Origin of the sequence: Prosthecobacter sp. (assembly GCF_049294395.1) — a bacterium.
Lineage (GTDB): Bacteria > Verrucomicrobiota > Verrucomicrobiia > Verrucomicrobiales > Verrucomicrobiaceae > Prosthecobacter.
On the sequence record NZ_JBAQCR010000439.1, the window covers coordinates 1 to 16,386 of the forward strand.

A 16,386-nucleotide genomic window follows, 5' to 3' on the forward strand; every position below is an offset into this window, starting at 1 on the left:
GGCTGGCACGCTACTACATCGCCGCCGGAGTCGGAGGCCTCGCCGTCGGCGTGCATACCACCCAGTTTGCCATTCGCGATCCGCAGATCGGTTTGTTCAAGCCCGTGCTCGAACTCGCGAAGGAAGAAATGGACCGCTCAGGAAAACCCCTCGTGCGCATCGGCGGCATCTGTGGTGCTACGCCACAGGCCGTCGGTGAAGCCGAACTGCTGCGCGAGCTCGGCTACCACGCCGGACTCCTCAGTCTCGGTGCGTTGCCTGCGGCCACCGAGGATGAACGCATCGCACACTGCCGCGCCGTGGCCGAGGTGCTGCCCGTCGTCGGCTTCTATTTGCAACCCAGCGTCGGCGGCCGCGTGCTGCCCTACTCGTTCTGGCGTCGCTTTGCCGAGATCGAAAACGTCGTCGCCATCAAGATGGCCCCGTTCAACCGCTATCAAACCCTCGACGTCGTCCGCGCCGTCATCGAGTCCGGGCGCGATGACATCGCCCTCTACACCGGCAACGACGACAACATCGTCGCCGACTTCCTCACCCCCTACCGCTTCGCCGGAAAAGAACGCCGCATCGTCGGCGGCCTCCTCGGCCACTGGTCCGTCTGGACCCAGCGCGCCGTGCAGCTCTTAGACCAATGCCGCAACGCCGCAGCCACGTCCGACCTGCTCTGCCTCGGCATCGAAGTCACCGATAGCAACGCCGCCTTCTTCGACGCCGCCAACGCCTACCACGGCTGCATCGCCGGCCTCCACGAAGTCCTCCGCCGCCAGGGCCTCCTCGAAGGCCTCTGGTGCCTCGACGAACACGAATCCCTCAGCCCCGGCCAGCTTGAAGAAATCGACCGTGTGTATCGCGCCTACCCACATTTGAATGACGATGCGTTTGTTGCGGCTCATCGTGACGAATGGCTGCGGTGAGAGACTTTTTTAAAACCACGATGTCATGCCAATGCCACAGTCTTGATGATGCATTCTTTATTGAGAACGCACCCAATGGGTTTCAGGAGGCACTCCACCAATTGGATATGGCAGACTGGCAGCGTCTATGCGAATGCCCTGATTGTGGTGCTCTCTGGGCAATCGATGAATGGGATAAGTATCAAGTTCAGGTCGTCAGCAGGGTTGAAGACCGAGAAGGCTGGTCGAGGGAGGAGTCAGAATCGAAGAGAAAAGAACTTCTTCGCCGATCCCGAGGCGGTGAAGAGGGTGGCGAATGCATATGGGCTGAATGTCACAAACCACGAATCAGGGGAGTTGTTTACTGCCTTGATCATTTATACAAGACTGGTGCACGGAAATGAAGCCGAATAAAACGGATGCAGGCAACGGCTCGTATGGCATCTGTCGTGGCATGGGCGCTTTCCGTTCGTCGTCGGTCGATGCGAGAAGTCCGAAGCCTATCTGCTAACTGCGAACCCTTAGATCGCCATGACAGAGAATCGAGCCATCCGCATCGCTGAAAGAGAAGGCCTTTGCAGTGTGTCCAGCAACACAAAGTGGCAGCGGCTGATGCCTCTGATTCAAAGTTTCCCGTGCCACAAGCGCATCAAATTCATCGACGTGGCTGAGCCTACGGGTTGGCAGACAGGACTTTGGCAACCACATCCGCATTACGTCGAGGCTTCCGGCGGCCCGGAAGAACTGAAGTTTGTTGAGTGGGTGGAGATTGAGCGATGTGAACGGCGGCACATGGGTAGACTTGTTCAATGCAGCGTTCTTGACCATTCGGATGAGATTCGACGTTCCCTGGAAGAAGCACGTGCCACTTTCAAAGAGACCGACAGTTCATTTTTCATTCTTGGCTACACATGCCCAGCAGTGACTCCCATACCGTTCACGTGAGAACCTGCACTCGATCCTTTTGCATTGGTTTTCCGCCCACCTAATTCAAAAACACCATGATTCGCGCCATTGTTGTTCACCTTTCCACCAAGGACCTGCCTCGGGCACGAGTGTTTTACACAGCCCTTGGCTTCACTGTCAATGAGGGCATGAGCGGAGAGAAGCATGTCTGCATCGTCATCAGCGAAACCATTCACCTCATGCTTTCAGAGGAGTCCGTTTTTACCACGTTCTCCCCACGAGCCGTATGCGACACTTCCAAGTACCTCGAGGTTCTGAACTGCCTCCAGTGCTCCAGTCGGGCCGAAATTGACGATCTGGTTCGGAAAGCCGTGGCCGCCGGAGGCACGACTGTCGAAGAAGCGGAAGATCACGGCTTCATGTATCAGCACAGCTTTCTGGATCCCGATGGGCACGCGTGGAATTTGTTTCACACGAAAGAGGCGCCCTGAATTATTTTGCTACAAACCCGTCCGCCGCATCACGGCTGAAAAAACCGCCGTACCGAACTCACCGCGCGATCCATCTTCTGCTCAGACACGCTCTTCGGCGGTGCGGCAGGCGTGCGCCGGCGAGTGGTAGCCGCAACATTGGTGGAGCGCTTCTTGGTCGCCGTTGTTTTGGGTTTGGCGGTGGAGGCCTTGGAAGGAGCGTCGCTCTTGGCCTCGGCTAAGACCGTTTTCTTGGTCGCGGAATCGGGTGATGTTTCGGTGGTGATGACCACGGCTTTGCGCACTTCCTCCTTCACTGCGGACGATTCTTTGGCGTCGGGCTTCGTGAGTGCGGGCACCTCTTTTTCTTTGGCCACAGATGCCACCAGTTTCGGTGCGGGTGTTTCCTTGGCGGCAGAGGCTGCCTTGGTTGCTGGGGGCTCTTTGACTACCACAGGCTCCTTCGGTGCAGGCGTTTCTTTCACCGCAGCCGTTTCCTTCGGTGTCGTTGTTTCTTTGGACACCGCAGTCTCTTTCGGCGTGGACGCTGGCGCAGGGGCAGCTGGCGTCACAGCCGCAATCACCGGCTTCTCAGGCTCAGCAGGCAGCAGCCCCGGTGTCGGCCCGTAGCCATAGAAGTGCTTGGTGCTGTCGGGCTTGGGCAGGCTGAAGTCGAAGACGCTCACGCCGCTGCGGCGCTCGCCCATGTAGCTGCGGCCGTCGCTGGAGCCGAAGACGACTCGCTTGCCGCTCTTCTTGAGCTTGCCGAGGTAGATCATGACGTGTGTCACGGGCAGCTTGCGCGTGGTCTCGAGGGAGTTGGTCCAGAAGAGCAGGTCACCGGGTTTGAGGTTGGCGAATTCCTCGCTGTCAAAGTGGGTGGCCGTGGGGGTGAGTGAGAGGTGGCTCTTCTTGTCCACCCAGTTGCACATCTCGTCGGACTGCCGCGGCACGTCCTTCAGGCCCTGAAAGTGCAGCACGTGATAAATCGTGCCAGAGCAGTCCATGCCGCCCTTACTGGGTTCACTGGAGCCATACATATAGCCGAGTTCCAAATGCGTGAGCGCCAGGCAGCTCTGCACCAGGCTTTGAATCTGCTTGGGGTAAGAGTCAAACCCACTGATGTCCTCGATGCTGAGCGTGGAAACCACCGCCGGCGTGGGGACGACGGTGGGGGGATCTTCGTTGACCGGTTCGGGGGCAGGCGTTTTTTTCGCCGGCGTGGAATCAGAATTGGCGAGCGCTTTCTTTTTGGAGCTGGTTGCCGACTTGGTCGACTTTTTCCCCTGGGTGGAAGTCGTGGCTGCAAGCAGCGGAGCGCCTGTGCCTGCTGCCATGAGCATGACCAGCAGGAGTCGCAATAAAGTGTGCATGAGTTTCGGGGGGCTGGGAGTTGATGTCGCTTGGTTAGACGCCCCGGTGGGCCAAACTGATCAAATCCATTTTCTGAGGCGGAAGCGGGAAAGCAGGAATGAATCGTTTCTCGCGGCCCCGCTTTCCTTATTAATTAATCCGGCAAGCTGAATGTGCCGGTGCTGACAGCGTACTCTAACACGAATGCAGACAAAGGGGCGCGAATAAGCACAAATCAGCGCTCAGCCACGGACTCCCCATTCCCCAGAAACGGAGCTACTTGGTCTGCATGCGCGAGATCACCGCGCAGATCACTCCCGCCATGAGCAGCAGCGCGGCGACGATGCGGATGCCGTAGGCTTTGCCGGACTCATGGCGTTCGCGGTTGCCCAGCAGCGGCCCGAGCAGCGCGACGACGGCAAGGCTCCACATACCGCGCGTGGCATACACGACGTTCACGCCGACGGCGTCATTGAAGTAAGCGAGCGAAAGACCCAAGGTCATCGATTGCGCGGCGATCAAGGCGCTGCCACCGATGGACCACTGTGTGGCGCGATTCCATGGAATCGGCGGGCGATTGGGCAGCAGCGTCATCGAGAGGAGTGACAGCACACCGGTGGTCCCGGACAGAAGAGCCAGAAAGGTCTTCGGGCCGAATGAGGGCGCCCATTTTTGCAGGAACACATCGGCAAAGGCGTAGAGTGCGGCGCTGATGAGCGCCATGACCACCGGACCCGCCAGCCGCGCGCCTTTCGGCGTTTTGAAATCGGTCGCGCTCATGAGGAAGATCCCGCCCGTGGTGATGATGGCGGCCACCCACATCAGCGGCTTCATGCTGTCGGTGATGAACAGGCTGGCACCCAGCGCGACAAACACCACCTTCGACCCCAGCACCGGTGTGACGAGCGACACATCCCCGCGCTGCATGGCGATGAAGGTGAACCAGCCTCCGACGAAAAACAGCGTGCCCAGTCCGATCGGCAGGTACCAGTCGTGCCAGTTGACGGGCTGCGTTTCGAGTAAAGCGAGCGGCAGAAATGCCAGCGTGCTGGTCCAGTTGTTGATGTGAAAGCACGCCATCGGCCGCGCTCCTTCCGTGAGCGCTTTTTTCAGCAGCAAGGACGCGATCGCGTAGCCGACGGCGGAGCCGAGCGGGAAGAGCAAATACCAGGGCAGATTCATGAGCCGACCAGTTTCAGCCCCCACGCAATGACCAGCGGAGTGGTGACGCAGCTCACAATGGTCGTCGCCATCACGACCTGCACGGCGGTGGATGCATGCCCCCCGTAGAGGCGCGCGATCATGATGTTAAACACAGCGGAAGGCATGGCACCCTGCACGACAATGACGCGCTTCAAATCCAGACTGATCGGCAAGTGGTAGGCCGCCAGCAGAAAAGCCACTGGGATGATGCCCAGACGCAAAATGGGACTGACGATCGCCACCTTCCACTGCATGGCGCCCAGCCCCCACAGATCTGCGATGGAGGCGCCGATGAGCAGCACGGCCAACGGCACCGCGCAGGCGCCCAGCATGGCAAAAGTGTTGTGCGCCACCAGTGGCACATGGGCATGCAGGCCGGTGAAATTCAGCAGCAGCGAGGTCAGAATGGTGAGTACCGGCGCGTTCAGCGCCAGCCGCCACGGGGCCTTGTCCAGGCCCGTCAGCAGCCCGACGCCCGCAGTCCAGCAGGCCAGCTCCACGCCGAGCGTGAAGGTGAAAAGCACACCCAGCGTGCCCTTGTCTGGAAACAACGCGGTGACGATGGGGATGGCCACGAAGCCATAATTTTGCAGGCCGCAGGCCACGCTGAAGGTGCGGCGGCCCTCGCCTTTCTTCAGGCCGATCAGCGGTGCCACAAAATACGTAAACGCGATGCCGAGCGCGACGAGCGCATAACCCAGCCCCGCAGCAATGAGCACCGGTGGCAGCCGCATCACCGCTGGATTTCCCACCACGCGCTCAATGATCAGCGCTGGCGTGAGCATCATCACGGAGAGCTTCATCAGGCTCACATCCGCCTCCGGTTTTAGCAGCCCCGTCTTGCGGGCCAGCGCCCCGGCGGCCATCGTGAGATAGACCGGCACGGCCACGGAGAGAATGCTGAAGTAGTCGAGGTTGGCCATGCGCGCGGCCTCCAGCTAGGCGGAGATGCGGGTTTCCGCAAGTACCTCAGGGAAGGGAGTGCCCTTGGCACACAAGAGTATCTGTATTTTTCTACCGCTCTGTCAGAAGTACGACAGGCACTCCTGCCTGTCGACCAGCGCTCCCGCAAGCACCCGCTGCATGCAAGTCATCCTGTGCTGCCGCTTCAGCGAACGGACGCCTTGCCGGTCGATGTAGAATTGATTGTCTGCCAGCGTGTTTGCGGCCCGCTGATCAACGGAGACCACCGTCCCTCACTTCATCACCCCCGCTTCCACACCACCCACAACTCCGGCGGCGACGCCGCACGGTTGATCGGCCGCAAATGCTGCACCTCATAGCGCCGGGATTCCAGCGCCGCCGCCCAGACCGCGATGCTCCGCCCCTCCTCGGCTCCGCCTTCATGACCTGGATACACCGCGATGGTGAGCAGCCCCCCAGGTCTCAGCAGCTCCAGCGCCGCCTGCACCGCGATCATTGTCGTCTCCGTGCGGGTGATGAGCGTCTTGTCCGTGCCCGGCAAATATCCCAGATTAAACATGATCGCGCTGATCTTCCCATGCAGTTCCACCGGCACGTGCTCGCGCATCGTTTCATGCCCGGAGTGAATCAAAGTAGTCATGTCCGCCGGCACACGCTTCACCGTCTCCACCAAGGCCGCCGCCTGCACATCAAAAGCAAACACATGCCCGCCGGGGCTCACGCACTGGGTCAAAAACAAGGTGTCATGCCCGTTCCCCATCGTCGCATCCACCGCGATGTCGCCCGGCCGCAGGCGGTCCTTCAGCATCAGTTGCGCCCACAGCACAGACGAGGGCAGGCCGCCATTTGGGCTGGCAAGTTGGGGTTTGGGAGGAAGCATGCGCGGAGAATAGAGACTTCACCGGCGGAATAAAGCGCCGGATGGCACGATCCCCGAGATGGTCTGCGCAGTGGACTTGCCGCCCGAGTTGGCGCATGAAGGCGTATCCTCTTCATGCCTGCGTCCGCGCCCACCACTCCCAACTCATCCGGCTGGAACCTCGACCACTCCTACGCCCGCCTGCCCGCGATGCTCCACGAGCATCTGGAACCCACGCCGGTACGGGAGCCACGCATGGTGGCATTCAATCACGCGCTGGCCCAGTCACTTGGGTTGAATGCTCCTGCCTTGGCAGCGCAGGCGGCGATCTTCGCAGGCAACGAGTTGCCGGAAGGCGCGGAGCCCCTCGCCCAAGCCTACGCAGGTCACCAATACGGTCATTTCACCGGCCTCGGCGATGGCCGCGCCATCCTGTTGGGAGAACAAATCACGCCCACGGGAGAGCGCTACGATGTGCAGCTCAAAGGCTCCGGCCCCACGCCCTTCTCACGGCGCGGAGACGGCCGTGCGGCTCTGGGGCCCATGCTGCGCGAATACATCATCAGCGAGGCCATGCACGCGCTCGGCATTCCCACCACCCGCAGCCTCGCCGTCGTTACCACCGGCGAGAAAGTCTTCCGCCAGGAGTCGTTGCCGGGCGCCGTGCTCACTCGCATCGCTGCTAGCCACATCCGCGTGGGCACCTTCGAATGGGCCGCAGCGCACAGAGATCAAGCCGCCCTCCAAGCCCTCGCAGATCACACCCTGCAGCGCCATTATCCGGAACTCGCCGCCTCCGCCTCTCCCTACCTCGCGCTGCTCGAAGGCGTGATGGAACGCCAGGCCCGCCTCATCGCCCAATGGCAGTGCGTCGGCTTCATTCACGGCGTCATGAACACTGACAACGTGGCGCTCAGCGGCGAGACCATCGACTATGGCCCCTGCGCCTTCATGGATGCCTTTGATCCGGCCACCGTGTTCAGCTCCATTGACCGCAATGGCCGCTACGCCTACGGCAACCAGCCGCAGATCGCCCAGTGGAATCTCGCCCGTCTGGCGGAGGCCCTGCTGCCCCTGCTTCATGCCGATGAAAAGCAGGCCGTGGAGCTGGCCAATGCGGCCATCGAAAGTTTCAAGACGACCTTTGAAGGCCACTGGCTCACCGGCATGCGGTCCAAGCTGGGGCTCTTTACCGAAGAAGCCGAAGACAAGGCGTTGATCGAAGCGCTGCTGATGTGGATGAAAGACCAAAAGGCCGATTTCACCAACACCTTCCGCGCGTTAAACCCCGCAGAAGCCGCTCCACAGCAGGATCTCACCTTCGCCTCCTGGCACGCGCAATGGCAGGCCCGTTTGAAACTTCAGCCACAGTCCGCGGATGAGGTGAAGGACCGCATGCATGCGCACAATCCAGCGGTGACCCCCCGGAATCACAAGGTGGAAGAGGCGCTCAAAGCCGCCGTGGAGCGCAATGATTTGAGCGTCATGCAGCGCCTGCTGGACGTGCTGGCAAAGCCGTATGAGAACCGCGAGATCCAGTCTGAATTCACCACGCCCTCCGGTCTGGCACCCGGTGCCTATCAAACGTTTTGCGGCACGTGAGGACCGTGGGTTGGGTGTGGCGACAGCCCGCCCGACCCTGAGCGCGTGGAAACCATCCATAACTCGATGCCTCCAAAGCCGGGCCGTTTGGCGAAGCCATCTTCAGGACATGGACAAGCAAAACACCCCCCCACGAAAAAGGCCTCCACTCCTCAAATCTGATTCCGCTGCAGATCCAGCTCCGGATCCAGCGCACCACCATCCAGCAAATGCTCGACAAGGTGTCGGGCCAGCCAGGGACTCCTCAAAGAGCCTTTGGAGCCGAGGCCATTGAGAAAAGCGACACGCGGATGCGCGGGGTGTGTGCCCATGAGCGCCTGCTGGTTCTTGATGATAGGCCGCACCGCCGTCTGCATGGCAGTAATCGAGGCAGGTACCTTGAGCAGGCTGCTCAAATTGGCTTCCAGTTGCTTCACCTGCTCCGGCGCAGGCGTGTGCGGATCATCAAACTTCCATTCGTAGGTCGATCCGGCACGCAGGCTGCCGTCCGGGCGCGGTAGCAGCCAGCAGCCACGGTTGAGAATGCGCTGCTCGCCGCGCATATTGGCCTGAACCGTCAGAATAGTGCCGCGTGCAGACTGAAACGGCACCCAGTTGAAAAGGGGGTGCTTTTCCGCGCTCCAGCCCTGCGCCCAGATCACGTGGGAGAATCGCTGGCCCTGCCACTCCACGCCGGTGTCGTCGTCGTGCACGTCGGCGGGCTGCACATCGCCTTGCATCCAGGCTCCGAGTTCCGCGAAGAAGCGGCGGCTGGCCTGCAGATAGGCATGGGTGTCCAGCCAGGCGGCGTGGCGTTGCTGGAAGCCGTTGGCAGGATCGTGAATGACCTCCGCGTCCAGTTTCGGCTCCAGCGGGTGCAGGAAGGGCTGCATGTCAGGATCCCGCCGGCGCTTGTGCCATTTGGCGATTTCTGCCTCGTTTTTGAGCAGCCGTACGTAGCCGCGCGGGAAGAAGCAGCGCTGCCCCAGACGCTGGCCGCAGCGGCGGTAGAAGCCCAAGGCCTCACGGTAAAACATTGTATAACGCCAGCTGACCGTCAATCGCATGCCCGTGATCGGCGTGATCAAACCCGCCGCCACCTTCGAACAGGTGAGTGCTTCGTCGCGATCCACGATGACAAACGGCACCCCACGCTCCCACAAACACCACGCCAGCGCCGTGCCGGCGAGTCCCTGGCCGATGATGAGGATGCGGGGTGGCATGACGAAAGGAGTGCGGGGCCTTTAGCCCGAAATCATGGCCGAGTCATTCACAGGCACGCAAAAAACAAACGGCAGCTCAAGGCTGCTTTTCCAGCATCACCTGCATGATCTCCTTGAGCTTCTCATGGGTCTTGGTGACCTGCTCCGCCGTGGGGGCGGCGGGAATGGCGCTGCGCCAGAGGGCGCTGATTTCTTCAATGGCGGCGCCGATGTGCTTGATCATGGGCTCTTCATGCTTGGGCATGCCCAGCCGGTTGTAGTCATCGCGGATTTCCTGAAGGATCACGGGTGAGCCGATGCACAAAGGCCGCACTTCCACGGTGTCATTTTCCACCACCACGCTGGAGACGATCTCCAACAGTCGCAGCCAGAGCCCCAGATCGATCAGGACCGCCAGATCGTCGTCCTTCTGCTCCCGCAGCATGCGGATCAGCACCTGGTGGCTGTCCACGATCTCGCTGCGGAGCTCCTTCCACTCATTGCTTTCCGCCATTTTGCCCTGGGCCATGAGGCGGGGCAGGAGTTTTTCACCCAGACCCAGCATGCGGCAGTAGCTGAGCACTTCCTGGTTGTTGTTGCGGAACTGCTGGGAATCCCCCGCCTGCCAGATGAGGAAGCTGTCTGCCATCAGACCGCCGAGAAGCAGCGCGGCACGCCCGCGATCCGTGGGCGGCGTGGGCGGTGGCGGACGAAACAGCAGTCGCCACCGCGCCTTCGTGCGCTGGCCGATCAGATCCAGGAAATCCGCCGGTGTCTGATCTCTCAGAATGATGGAGGGTGCGGCGTCGTCCAGAGCGGGTTCATCAGCCCCAGCAGGCATCCCACCCAGGCACAGCCCCAGCGCTACGAGGCAAATCGTACGGCGGGAGCGTGACGGGGGAGCGGACATGATGGGGGGCGAACGACATTACTTTACTCCACTGTAACACTTTTGGCGAGATTTCTTGGTTTATCGACATCACACCCGCGTGCGACGGCCGTGTAATAGGACAAAAGCTGCAGCGGAACCACATTCAAAATCGGCGTCAGGTAGGACGGGCAGTCCGGCACGTAGATCACATCATCGGTGATGCGCTCCAGCTCCGTGCGGCCTTCAGTGGTCACGGCGATTACGGGGCCTTTGCGGGCGCGCACTTCCTCGATGTTGCTCACGTTCTTGTCGAAGACGGCATCCCCCGGGGCGATGAACACGGAAGGCATGTCCGGCTTCACCAGGGCGATGACGCCGTGCTTCAGCTCCGCGCTCGGGTGACCGCTGGCGTAGATGTAGCTGATTTCCTTCATCTTCAGCGCGCCTTCCAGCGCCACCGGGTAGTTCATCTGGCGACCCATGAAGAGCATGCCCTCGGCATTGCAATGCTTCTCGGCGATGGCCTTGATCTTGTCCGCCTGCTTCAGGATCTGCGCGATCTTGTCCGGCATCGCTTCGAGCTGGTCGATCATTTCCAGGCCATCCACGCTGGAAAGATGGTGGATGCGGCCCAGCAGCATGCTGAGGAGGGTGAGGATGGTGACCTGGGAGGTGAAGGTCTTCGTCGCCGCCACACCGATTTCCGGTCCGGCGTGGATGTACACGCCGCCATCGCTCTCGCGGGCGATGGTGCTGCCCACGGTGTTCACGATGCCCAGGCAGCGGATGCCCTTGCGCTGGCCTTCCCGCATGGCCGCGAGCGTGTCGATTGTCTCGCCGCTCTGGCTCATGACGAACTGCAGCGTGTTCCTGTTCGTGGGCACGTTGCGGTAGCGGAATTCACTGGCGATCTCCACCTCCGTCGGCACACGGGCGAGGGATTCGATCAAATACTCACCCACCATGGCGGCATGGTAAGCCGTGCCGCAGCCGGCAAGGATGATGCGGTCGATCTGCACCAGCTCCTTCGGGCTCATGTTCAGGCCGCCCATGATGGCAGTGCACTCGTCGCGGGAAAGGCGGCCGCGCATCGCATTGCGCAGGGAATTGGGCTGCTCGTAGATCTCCTTGAGCATGAAGTGCGGGAATTCGCCCTTCTCGGCGTCATCCGCGCTGAACTCCACGCGGCTCACCTTCACCTCGGCGGGCACGCCCTGGTGGGACTGCACGTCATAGCTGTCTTTGGTGATGGTGACGATGTCGTAGTCGTTCAGGTAAACCACGTCCCGCGTGTGGGCCACCACGGCGGACACGTCGCTGGCCAGGAAATGCTCGTGCTTGCCGAGTCCGACGATCAGCGGGCTGCCCAGGCGGGCGCCGACGATGACGCCGGGGAGATCCCCATGCATGACGGCGATGCCATAGGTGCCCTTCACCCGGGCCAGTGCGGCTTTGAGGGCGTTCACCAGGCGCAGCGTGCCGTCCGGCTCCTTCGATTCATCAAAATAGGTGCCCACCAGATGGGAGAGCACCTCCGTATCCGTTTGAGAATGAAAGGTGTGGCCTTTGGCGATCAGCTGGTCCCGCAGCGTCTGGTAGTTCTCGATCACGCCATTGTGCACCAGCACCAGCTTGCCGGACTGGTCCGGGTGCGGGTGGGCGTTCACGTCCGTCGCGGGTCCGTGAGTGGCCCAGCGGGTGTGGGAGATGCCCATGGTGCCCAGCGGATTTGCTTCCGTGACAGCTTGGCGCAGATTGTCGATCCGACCGGCGCGTTTCACGATCCGGAGGTCCTCGCCGCCGCCATTGAGGGCCATGCCGGCCGAGTCATAGCCGCGATATTCCAGACGACGCAGCCCGTCCAAAAGGATGGAGCTGGCCTGACGATTGCCGATGTATCCAACGATTCCGCACATGAGAGAGTAAAAAAAGGGGTAAAAGACCCTGCCTAAAATGGCAGGGCAATACGATACCCCCTCGCAGAACCCACGCCAGCAGTTCGTGGTGAACCACATTTTTCTTTAGTAAAACAAAGTCCGGCCTGAGTTCAGGCCGGAAAGGAGTGTGGCACGGGTGCAGAGCCATCAAAAACCGGTCAATGAACGCGGACAGCGGTCGCGGTGTCAGCATTTACATGACAAACAAACCCACCCCACCCAAGAAAGAGAAAGACAGCCTGACCCCGAAAGAGAAGGAGATTCAGACCCTCTTCGCCCGGGGGAAATCGCCTGAAACCATCGCCATCCGCATGGGCATGAAAATCTCCAAGGTCTTGATGGTGCTGGCCATGGTGCCCAAGCCGCTGATCTGACGGGGAATGAGTCATGCAGGGTGAGGGGAGGCCAAGTCCGTCTTCACTCTTTTGGAAAGCCATCCGCTGCTGCGTTTGACGAGGGAATCAAAATTTGCGGACCCATGAGGGACCAAGTCGAGGAATTTGGCTTCCTTTCACTGACATCTCCACGGCCATTTTGAGTTCTTGGCTCAAAACATTCGTGCGCATCGATCCCATCCCAATCAGGCAGAAAAGCACGGCTCGTTTCATGGGAGATGAAATTGCTGAAGCAGCGTCCCCTCACCCCAAAATCCCCGGCACCAGTTCCCCATGCACGTCCGTCAGCCGGAAGTCGCGCCCTTGATACCGGAAGGTCAGGCGTTCATGGTCGAGGCCGAGCAGATTTAAGACGGTGGCGTTGAGATCGTGGGTGTGTACCGGGTTTTCGGCGATGTTGAAGCCGAAGTCATCCGTCTTGCCATACACGGTGCCGGGCTTGGTGCCGCCGCCCGCCATCCACATCGTGTAGGCGTCCTTGTGGTGGTCGCGGCCGGGAGAGGTTTTGACGCCGTCGCCATTCGCGCCCTGACGCAGCGGAGTGCGGCCAAATTCGCCACCCCAGATCACCAGAGTTTCATCCAGCAGCCCTCGCTGTTTGAGGTCCCTCACCAGCGCGGCCATGGGCTGGTCCACGTCCTTCGCTTTGGCGGTGAGGGCGCGCTTGAGTCCGCCGTGGTGGTCCCAGTCGGAATCAAAAAGCTGCACCATCCGCACCCCGCGCTCAATCAGACGGCGGGCCAGCAGGCAGTTGTTCGCAAAGGAGGCCTTCCCGGGCTGCGCACCGTACATGTCCAGCGTGGCCTGGTTCTCCCGGGTGATGTCCATCAGCTCCGGCACGCTGGTCTGCATGCGGTAGGCCATTTCATACTGGCTGATGCGCGTGGCGATCTCCGGATCTCCCACAATGTCGAGCTGCTGTTCATTGAGCGACTTCACCGCATCCAGCACATGGCGGCGGTCTTTCGTGCTTTGTCCCGGCGGATTGCCAAGAAAGAGCACGGGTTCACCGCTGCCACGAAACGGGATTCCCTGATACACACTGGGCAGGAAGCCAGTGCTCCACAGCGTGGAACCCGCACCGCCGGGAGGCCCGGACTGGAGCACCACGTAGGCGGGCAGGTCGCGGTTCTCAGTGCCGAGACCATAGGTGACCCAGGCACCCAGGCTGGGTCGTCCACCCTGACCAAAGCCCGTGTGCAGAAACATCTGCGCCGGGGCGTGATTCATCTCATTCGTGTGCAGGGACTTCACCACGCAGATGTCATCTGCCACGGTCCCCAGGTGCGGCAGCAGCTCGCTCAGCTCCAGGCCGCTCTGGCCATGCCGCTGAAATTTAAACTCCGTGCCCGCCAGCTTCAGCTCCCCGCCGATGAAGGCAAAGCGTTTGCCTTTCGTCAGTTCCGCCGGGCAGGTCTGCCCATCCATCTTCTGCAGCAGCGGCTTGTAGTCGTAGAGATCCAGCTGCGACGGCGCGCCGATCATGTGCAGATAAATGATGTGCTTGGCCCTCGGCGCGAAGTGCGGCCTCGGACCCGCCAGCGCGGCGGCAGCCGGAAGATCCCGTGCCAGCATCGACCCCAGCGCCATCGAGCCCAGTCCCAGCCCGGACTGCCGGAAAAACTGGCGGCGGGAGACGTCAAGGAAGGCAGGGGTGGTCATGCGGTGGATGAAACGTGCGCATGAAGGCTGAGATTGCGGGAGTGTTTGGGAGCTCGGCACTTCAACAATCAAAAATCGAATGTTCGACAATCGTCAATCTCTGGGGTGTTGGAGCACCGCGGGTGTGCGCGATTGAGGACTGATGAACAAGGATGGTTGATTTTTGTAGAGGGGCGAGGCTCACAAAAACGGTTGCCGACCCCATAGAACATCGGATGAATACCCATGGCACTGGGAACCAAAAATCGACTGCATGAGACGGGCGTGGCCTGCAAAACCTACCTGCGTGAGCAGCACAGCGACAAGCTGGATCTGGTCACGGAATTCATCGCCGAGATCGAAGGCACCGGCTCCAAGCAGGATCTGACCGCGTGGAATCAGTTCAGCGATCTGCGCCGCAATCAGGCCGAGATGCTGCAGCGTGCGGAAGCGGCCTTTCAGACCTGGCTTGCCGGCGGCTGATCCGCCTTGGCCTCACGCTTCACAGTAAAGCAGCGCACCATCCACGTCAGCGTCAGCGTGGTGAGCGCACCCGTCGCATCAGCGATCAGATCGCGCATCGTTTCGCGCACGCTATGCTGGATGTGCGAGCCAAACACCACATCGGAAAAAAGTTCCGCGAACTCCCAAAACAATCCCACCGTGCAGGCGAGCGCAAAGGTGAAGAGGTAGCGGGCGAACGGGGTCAGGCTGCCAAACCAATGCGCAAAACAGTCCAGCGCATGCCAGATGAAGAACGAGATGGCGACCCCGCCGCTGTAATGCATGACGAAATCCAGCTGCTGCCGCCAGGGTGCGCGCATGATCTTCTGATGAAAAATCAGGACCGCCAGAGGTGCCCAGCCGGCGCGCAGGAGCAGGCGGAGCAGCGGTGTCATACCGGCTTCCAGTTCACCTTGGCTGTCTGCTCGCGGCCATTGCGGTCGTGGTACTTCACGTGGCCGTGCTCCATGCCATATTCGTGCACGCACTTGGTCACCTTCACGTCATAGCAGCAGTATTCGGCGATCTTCGCCACTTCCCCCTGCTGCCACCATTTGAGAGCGTCCAGGCCATCAGCGGTCTTGCCCATGCCCAGCGTGGCAGCGGCCACGGCATCGAGCTTGATACGGTGTCCGAGCACCTTTTCGAGGTCGATCAGCAGATCCAGGCTGTGCGGAAGATCGGCTGAATCAAAGAGCAGGTCGTGACCTTTGAGCACTTCGTAATCGAAGCCGATGTGATTGAATCCGACGACGAGATCGGCGTTCTTGAGCTGGCGGATGAGATCCGGGGTCTCTTCCTGCGTGTAGATGCTGTACTCGTTCTGCTTGGTGCTGAACGTGCAGGCCACGGAGATGCCCATCATGTGCTTGTTGCCCCAGCCGCCGACATCGTTCGCGGTGCGGCGTGTTTCGAGGTCGAAATAAACAATGTCTCCAGCCATGAGATCGCGTGGGCCTGCGTCAGCTTAGCCGATGCGATAAACGATGCGCGCCTTGTCCATGTCGTAAGGGGACATTTCGATCTTCACCGCATCGCCGATGACGAGACGGATGAATTTCTTGCGCATCTTGCCGGAGATATGAGCCAGCACTTCGTGGCCGTTGCGCAGCTTCACTCGGAACATGGTGCCGGCGAGCACGGCGGCGATGGTGCCTTCGAGTTCGATGGCTTCTTCCTTCTGCTTGCCGGCGTCCACAGGCTCCGGCGGACGTGGTGGTGGGACGAAGCGGGGCGGACCGCTGGGGCGGCGTGGGCCGCCGCGTGAAGGACCGCGATTTGGGCCACTGCGTGATGGGCCGCGATTGGGGGGACGTGACATGCGTAAAAAAAGTAGGGTTTGAGGATGCTCCCACACGCGGGGATTACAAGGGTAATTTTGTGCCGTGACTGGCGGGGAAGCCGCCCGGCGAATTTCGGACAGACAAAAATCTCGCCGCCATCCGTCCTGTCCGTGAAACTCCCCCTGCATGCCCGCCACCCCGACACTGCCCGAACTCTATGATGCCCACGCGGCGGGCCTGTTTCACTATTTCACCAGTTTCACCGGCAACGAGGCGGACGCCAAAGACCTGCTGCAGGAGTTTTTCATCAAACTCGGACGTCAGACCATCCCGCCGGGCATCGCCAACCTGCGCGCCTGGCTCC

The 16,386-nt window shown here is 60.8% G+C and carries 18 protein-coding genes; 7 read left to right on the forward strand and 11 right to left on the reverse strand.

Annotated elements, in window-relative coordinates:
- The 3 genes from WAW39_RS29900 to WAW39_RS29910 form a co-directional block, all read left to right on the forward strand.
- A partial coding sequence (locus tag WAW39_RS29900; RefSeq protein WP_422323377.1) for a dihydrodipicolinate synthase family protein occupies window positions 1-914 on the forward strand: 914 nt, incomplete at its 5' end.
- A 510-nt stretch (window positions 915-1,424) separates the two neighbouring features.
- Window positions 1,425-1,838: a DUF6678 family protein gene (locus WAW39_RS29905; RefSeq protein WP_422323379.1), complete on the forward strand. Its 414-nt coding sequence runs from the start codon at window positions 1,425-1,427 to the stop codon at window positions 1,836-1,838.
- A gap of 56 nt (window positions 1,839-1,894) precedes the next feature.
- Entirely contained in the window at window positions 1,895-2,290 is a 396-nt protein-coding gene (locus tag WAW39_RS29910; protein WP_422323381.1) for a VOC family protein, read from the forward strand.
- 29 nt (window positions 2,291-2,319) lie between these two features.
- Here the strand turns inward: WAW39_RS29910 and WAW39_RS29915 are convergent, their stop codons facing one another.
- The 4 genes from WAW39_RS29915 to WAW39_RS29930 all read right to left on the reverse strand — a co-directional run bounded on the left by WAW39_RS29915 (window position 2,320) and on the right by WAW39_RS29930 (window position 6,629).
- On the reverse strand, window positions 2,320-3,642 hold the full coding sequence (locus tag WAW39_RS29915; protein WP_422323383.1) for an NlpC/P60 family protein: 1,323 nt from the start codon (window positions 3,640-3,642) through the stop codon (window positions 2,320-2,322).
- A 256-nt stretch (window positions 3,643-3,898) separates the two neighbouring features.
- Window positions 3,899-4,804: an EamA family transporter gene (locus WAW39_RS29920; protein ID WP_422323385.1), complete on the reverse strand. Its 906-nt coding sequence runs from the start codon at window positions 4,802-4,804 to the stop codon at window positions 3,899-3,901.
- A complete protein-coding gene (locus WAW39_RS29925) occupies window positions 4,801-5,748 on the reverse strand; it encodes an AEC family transporter (protein ID WP_422323387.1) in 948 nt (315 codons plus the stop codon). The genes WAW39_RS29920 and WAW39_RS29925 overlap by 4 nt, the downstream gene beginning before the upstream one ends.
- Before the next feature lie 281 nt (window positions 5,749-6,029).
- On the reverse strand, window positions 6,030-6,629 hold the full coding sequence (locus tag WAW39_RS29930) for a class I SAM-dependent methyltransferase (RefSeq protein ID WP_422323389.1): 600 nt from the start codon (window positions 6,627-6,629) through the stop codon (window positions 6,030-6,032).
- Window positions 6,630-6,743: 114 nt separating this feature from the next.
- Between WAW39_RS29930 and WAW39_RS29935 the strand changes: the two genes are divergently transcribed.
- A complete protein-coding gene (locus tag WAW39_RS29935; protein ID WP_422323391.1) occupies window positions 6,744-8,210 on the forward strand; it encodes a protein adenylyltransferase SelO in 1,467 nt (488 codons plus the stop codon).
- A gap of 152 nt (window positions 8,211-8,362) precedes the next feature.
- Here WAW39_RS29935 and WAW39_RS29940 read toward each other — a convergent pair whose 3' ends face one another.
- The 3 genes from WAW39_RS29940 to glmS all read right to left on the reverse strand — a co-directional run bounded on the left by WAW39_RS29940 (window position 8,363) and on the right by glmS (window position 12,178).
- On the reverse strand, window positions 8,363-9,412 hold the full coding sequence (locus WAW39_RS29940; protein WP_422323393.1) for an NAD(P)/FAD-dependent oxidoreductase: 1,050 nt from the start codon (window positions 9,410-9,412) through the stop codon (window positions 8,363-8,365).
- Between the two features lie 76 nt (window positions 9,413-9,488).
- Window positions 9,489-10,301 (reverse strand): hypothetical protein, encoded by an 813-nt coding sequence (locus tag WAW39_RS29945; protein ID WP_422323395.1) that lies wholly within the window; start codon window positions 10,299-10,301, stop codon window positions 9,489-9,491.
- A 23-nt stretch (window positions 10,302-10,324) separates the two neighbouring features.
- Complete coding sequence (glmS, locus tag WAW39_RS29950; RefSeq protein ID WP_422323397.1) at window positions 10,325-12,178, reverse strand: glutamine--fructose-6-phosphate transaminase (isomerizing); 1,854 nt, start codon at window positions 12,176-12,178, stop codon at window positions 10,325-10,327.
- A 182-nt stretch (window positions 12,179-12,360) separates the two neighbouring features.
- On the opposite strand from glmS, the gene WAW39_RS29955 reads away from it, so the two are divergent.
- Window positions 12,361-12,573 carry a helix-turn-helix transcriptional regulator gene (locus WAW39_RS29955; protein WP_422323399.1) on the forward strand — a complete coding sequence of 71 codons (213 nt, stop codon included), beginning with the start codon at window positions 12,361-12,363 and terminating at the stop codon, window positions 12,571-12,573.
- Between the two features lie 264 nt (window positions 12,574-12,837).
- Here the strand turns inward: WAW39_RS29955 and WAW39_RS29960 are convergent, their stop codons facing one another.
- On the reverse strand, window positions 12,838-14,256 hold the full coding sequence (locus WAW39_RS29960) for a DUF1501 domain-containing protein (RefSeq protein WP_422323401.1): 1,419 nt from the start codon (window positions 14,254-14,256) through the stop codon (window positions 12,838-12,840).
- Window positions 14,257-14,481: 225 nt separating this feature from the next.
- Between WAW39_RS29960 and WAW39_RS29965 the strand changes: the two genes are divergently transcribed.
- Entirely contained in the window at window positions 14,482-14,718 is a 237-nt protein-coding gene (locus WAW39_RS29965) for a hypothetical protein (protein WP_422323403.1), read from the forward strand.
- Here WAW39_RS29965 and WAW39_RS29970 read toward each other — a convergent pair.
- Genes WAW39_RS29970 through infA form a run of 3 tightly spaced genes read right to left on the reverse strand, consistent with a single transcriptional unit; the run spans window position 14,694 to window position 16,060 of the window.
- A complete protein-coding gene (locus tag WAW39_RS29970; RefSeq protein ID WP_422323405.1) occupies window positions 14,694-15,134 on the reverse strand; it encodes a hypothetical protein in 441 nt (146 codons plus the stop codon). The two genes, WAW39_RS29965 and WAW39_RS29970, sit on opposite strands and share 25 nt — an antisense overlap.
- Complete coding sequence (locus WAW39_RS29975; protein ID WP_422323407.1) at window positions 15,131-15,682, reverse strand: ribonuclease H-like domain-containing protein; 552 nt, start codon at window positions 15,680-15,682, stop codon at window positions 15,131-15,133. Before WAW39_RS29975 ends, WAW39_RS29970 begins: the two co-directional genes overlap by 4 nt.
- A gap of 24 nt (window positions 15,683-15,706) precedes the next feature.
- Window positions 15,707-16,060 carry a translation initiation factor IF-1 gene (gene infA / locus WAW39_RS29980; protein ID WP_422323409.1) on the reverse strand — a complete coding sequence of 118 codons (354 nt, stop codon included), beginning with the start codon at window positions 16,058-16,060 and terminating at the stop codon, window positions 15,707-15,709.
- Between the two features lie 148 nt (window positions 16,061-16,208).
- On the opposite strand from infA, the gene WAW39_RS29985 reads away from it, so the two are divergent.
- Window positions 16,209-16,386, forward strand: a 178-nt coding sequence (locus WAW39_RS29985; RefSeq protein ID WP_422323411.1) for an RNA polymerase sigma factor, incomplete at its 3' end; no start/stop codon positions are given.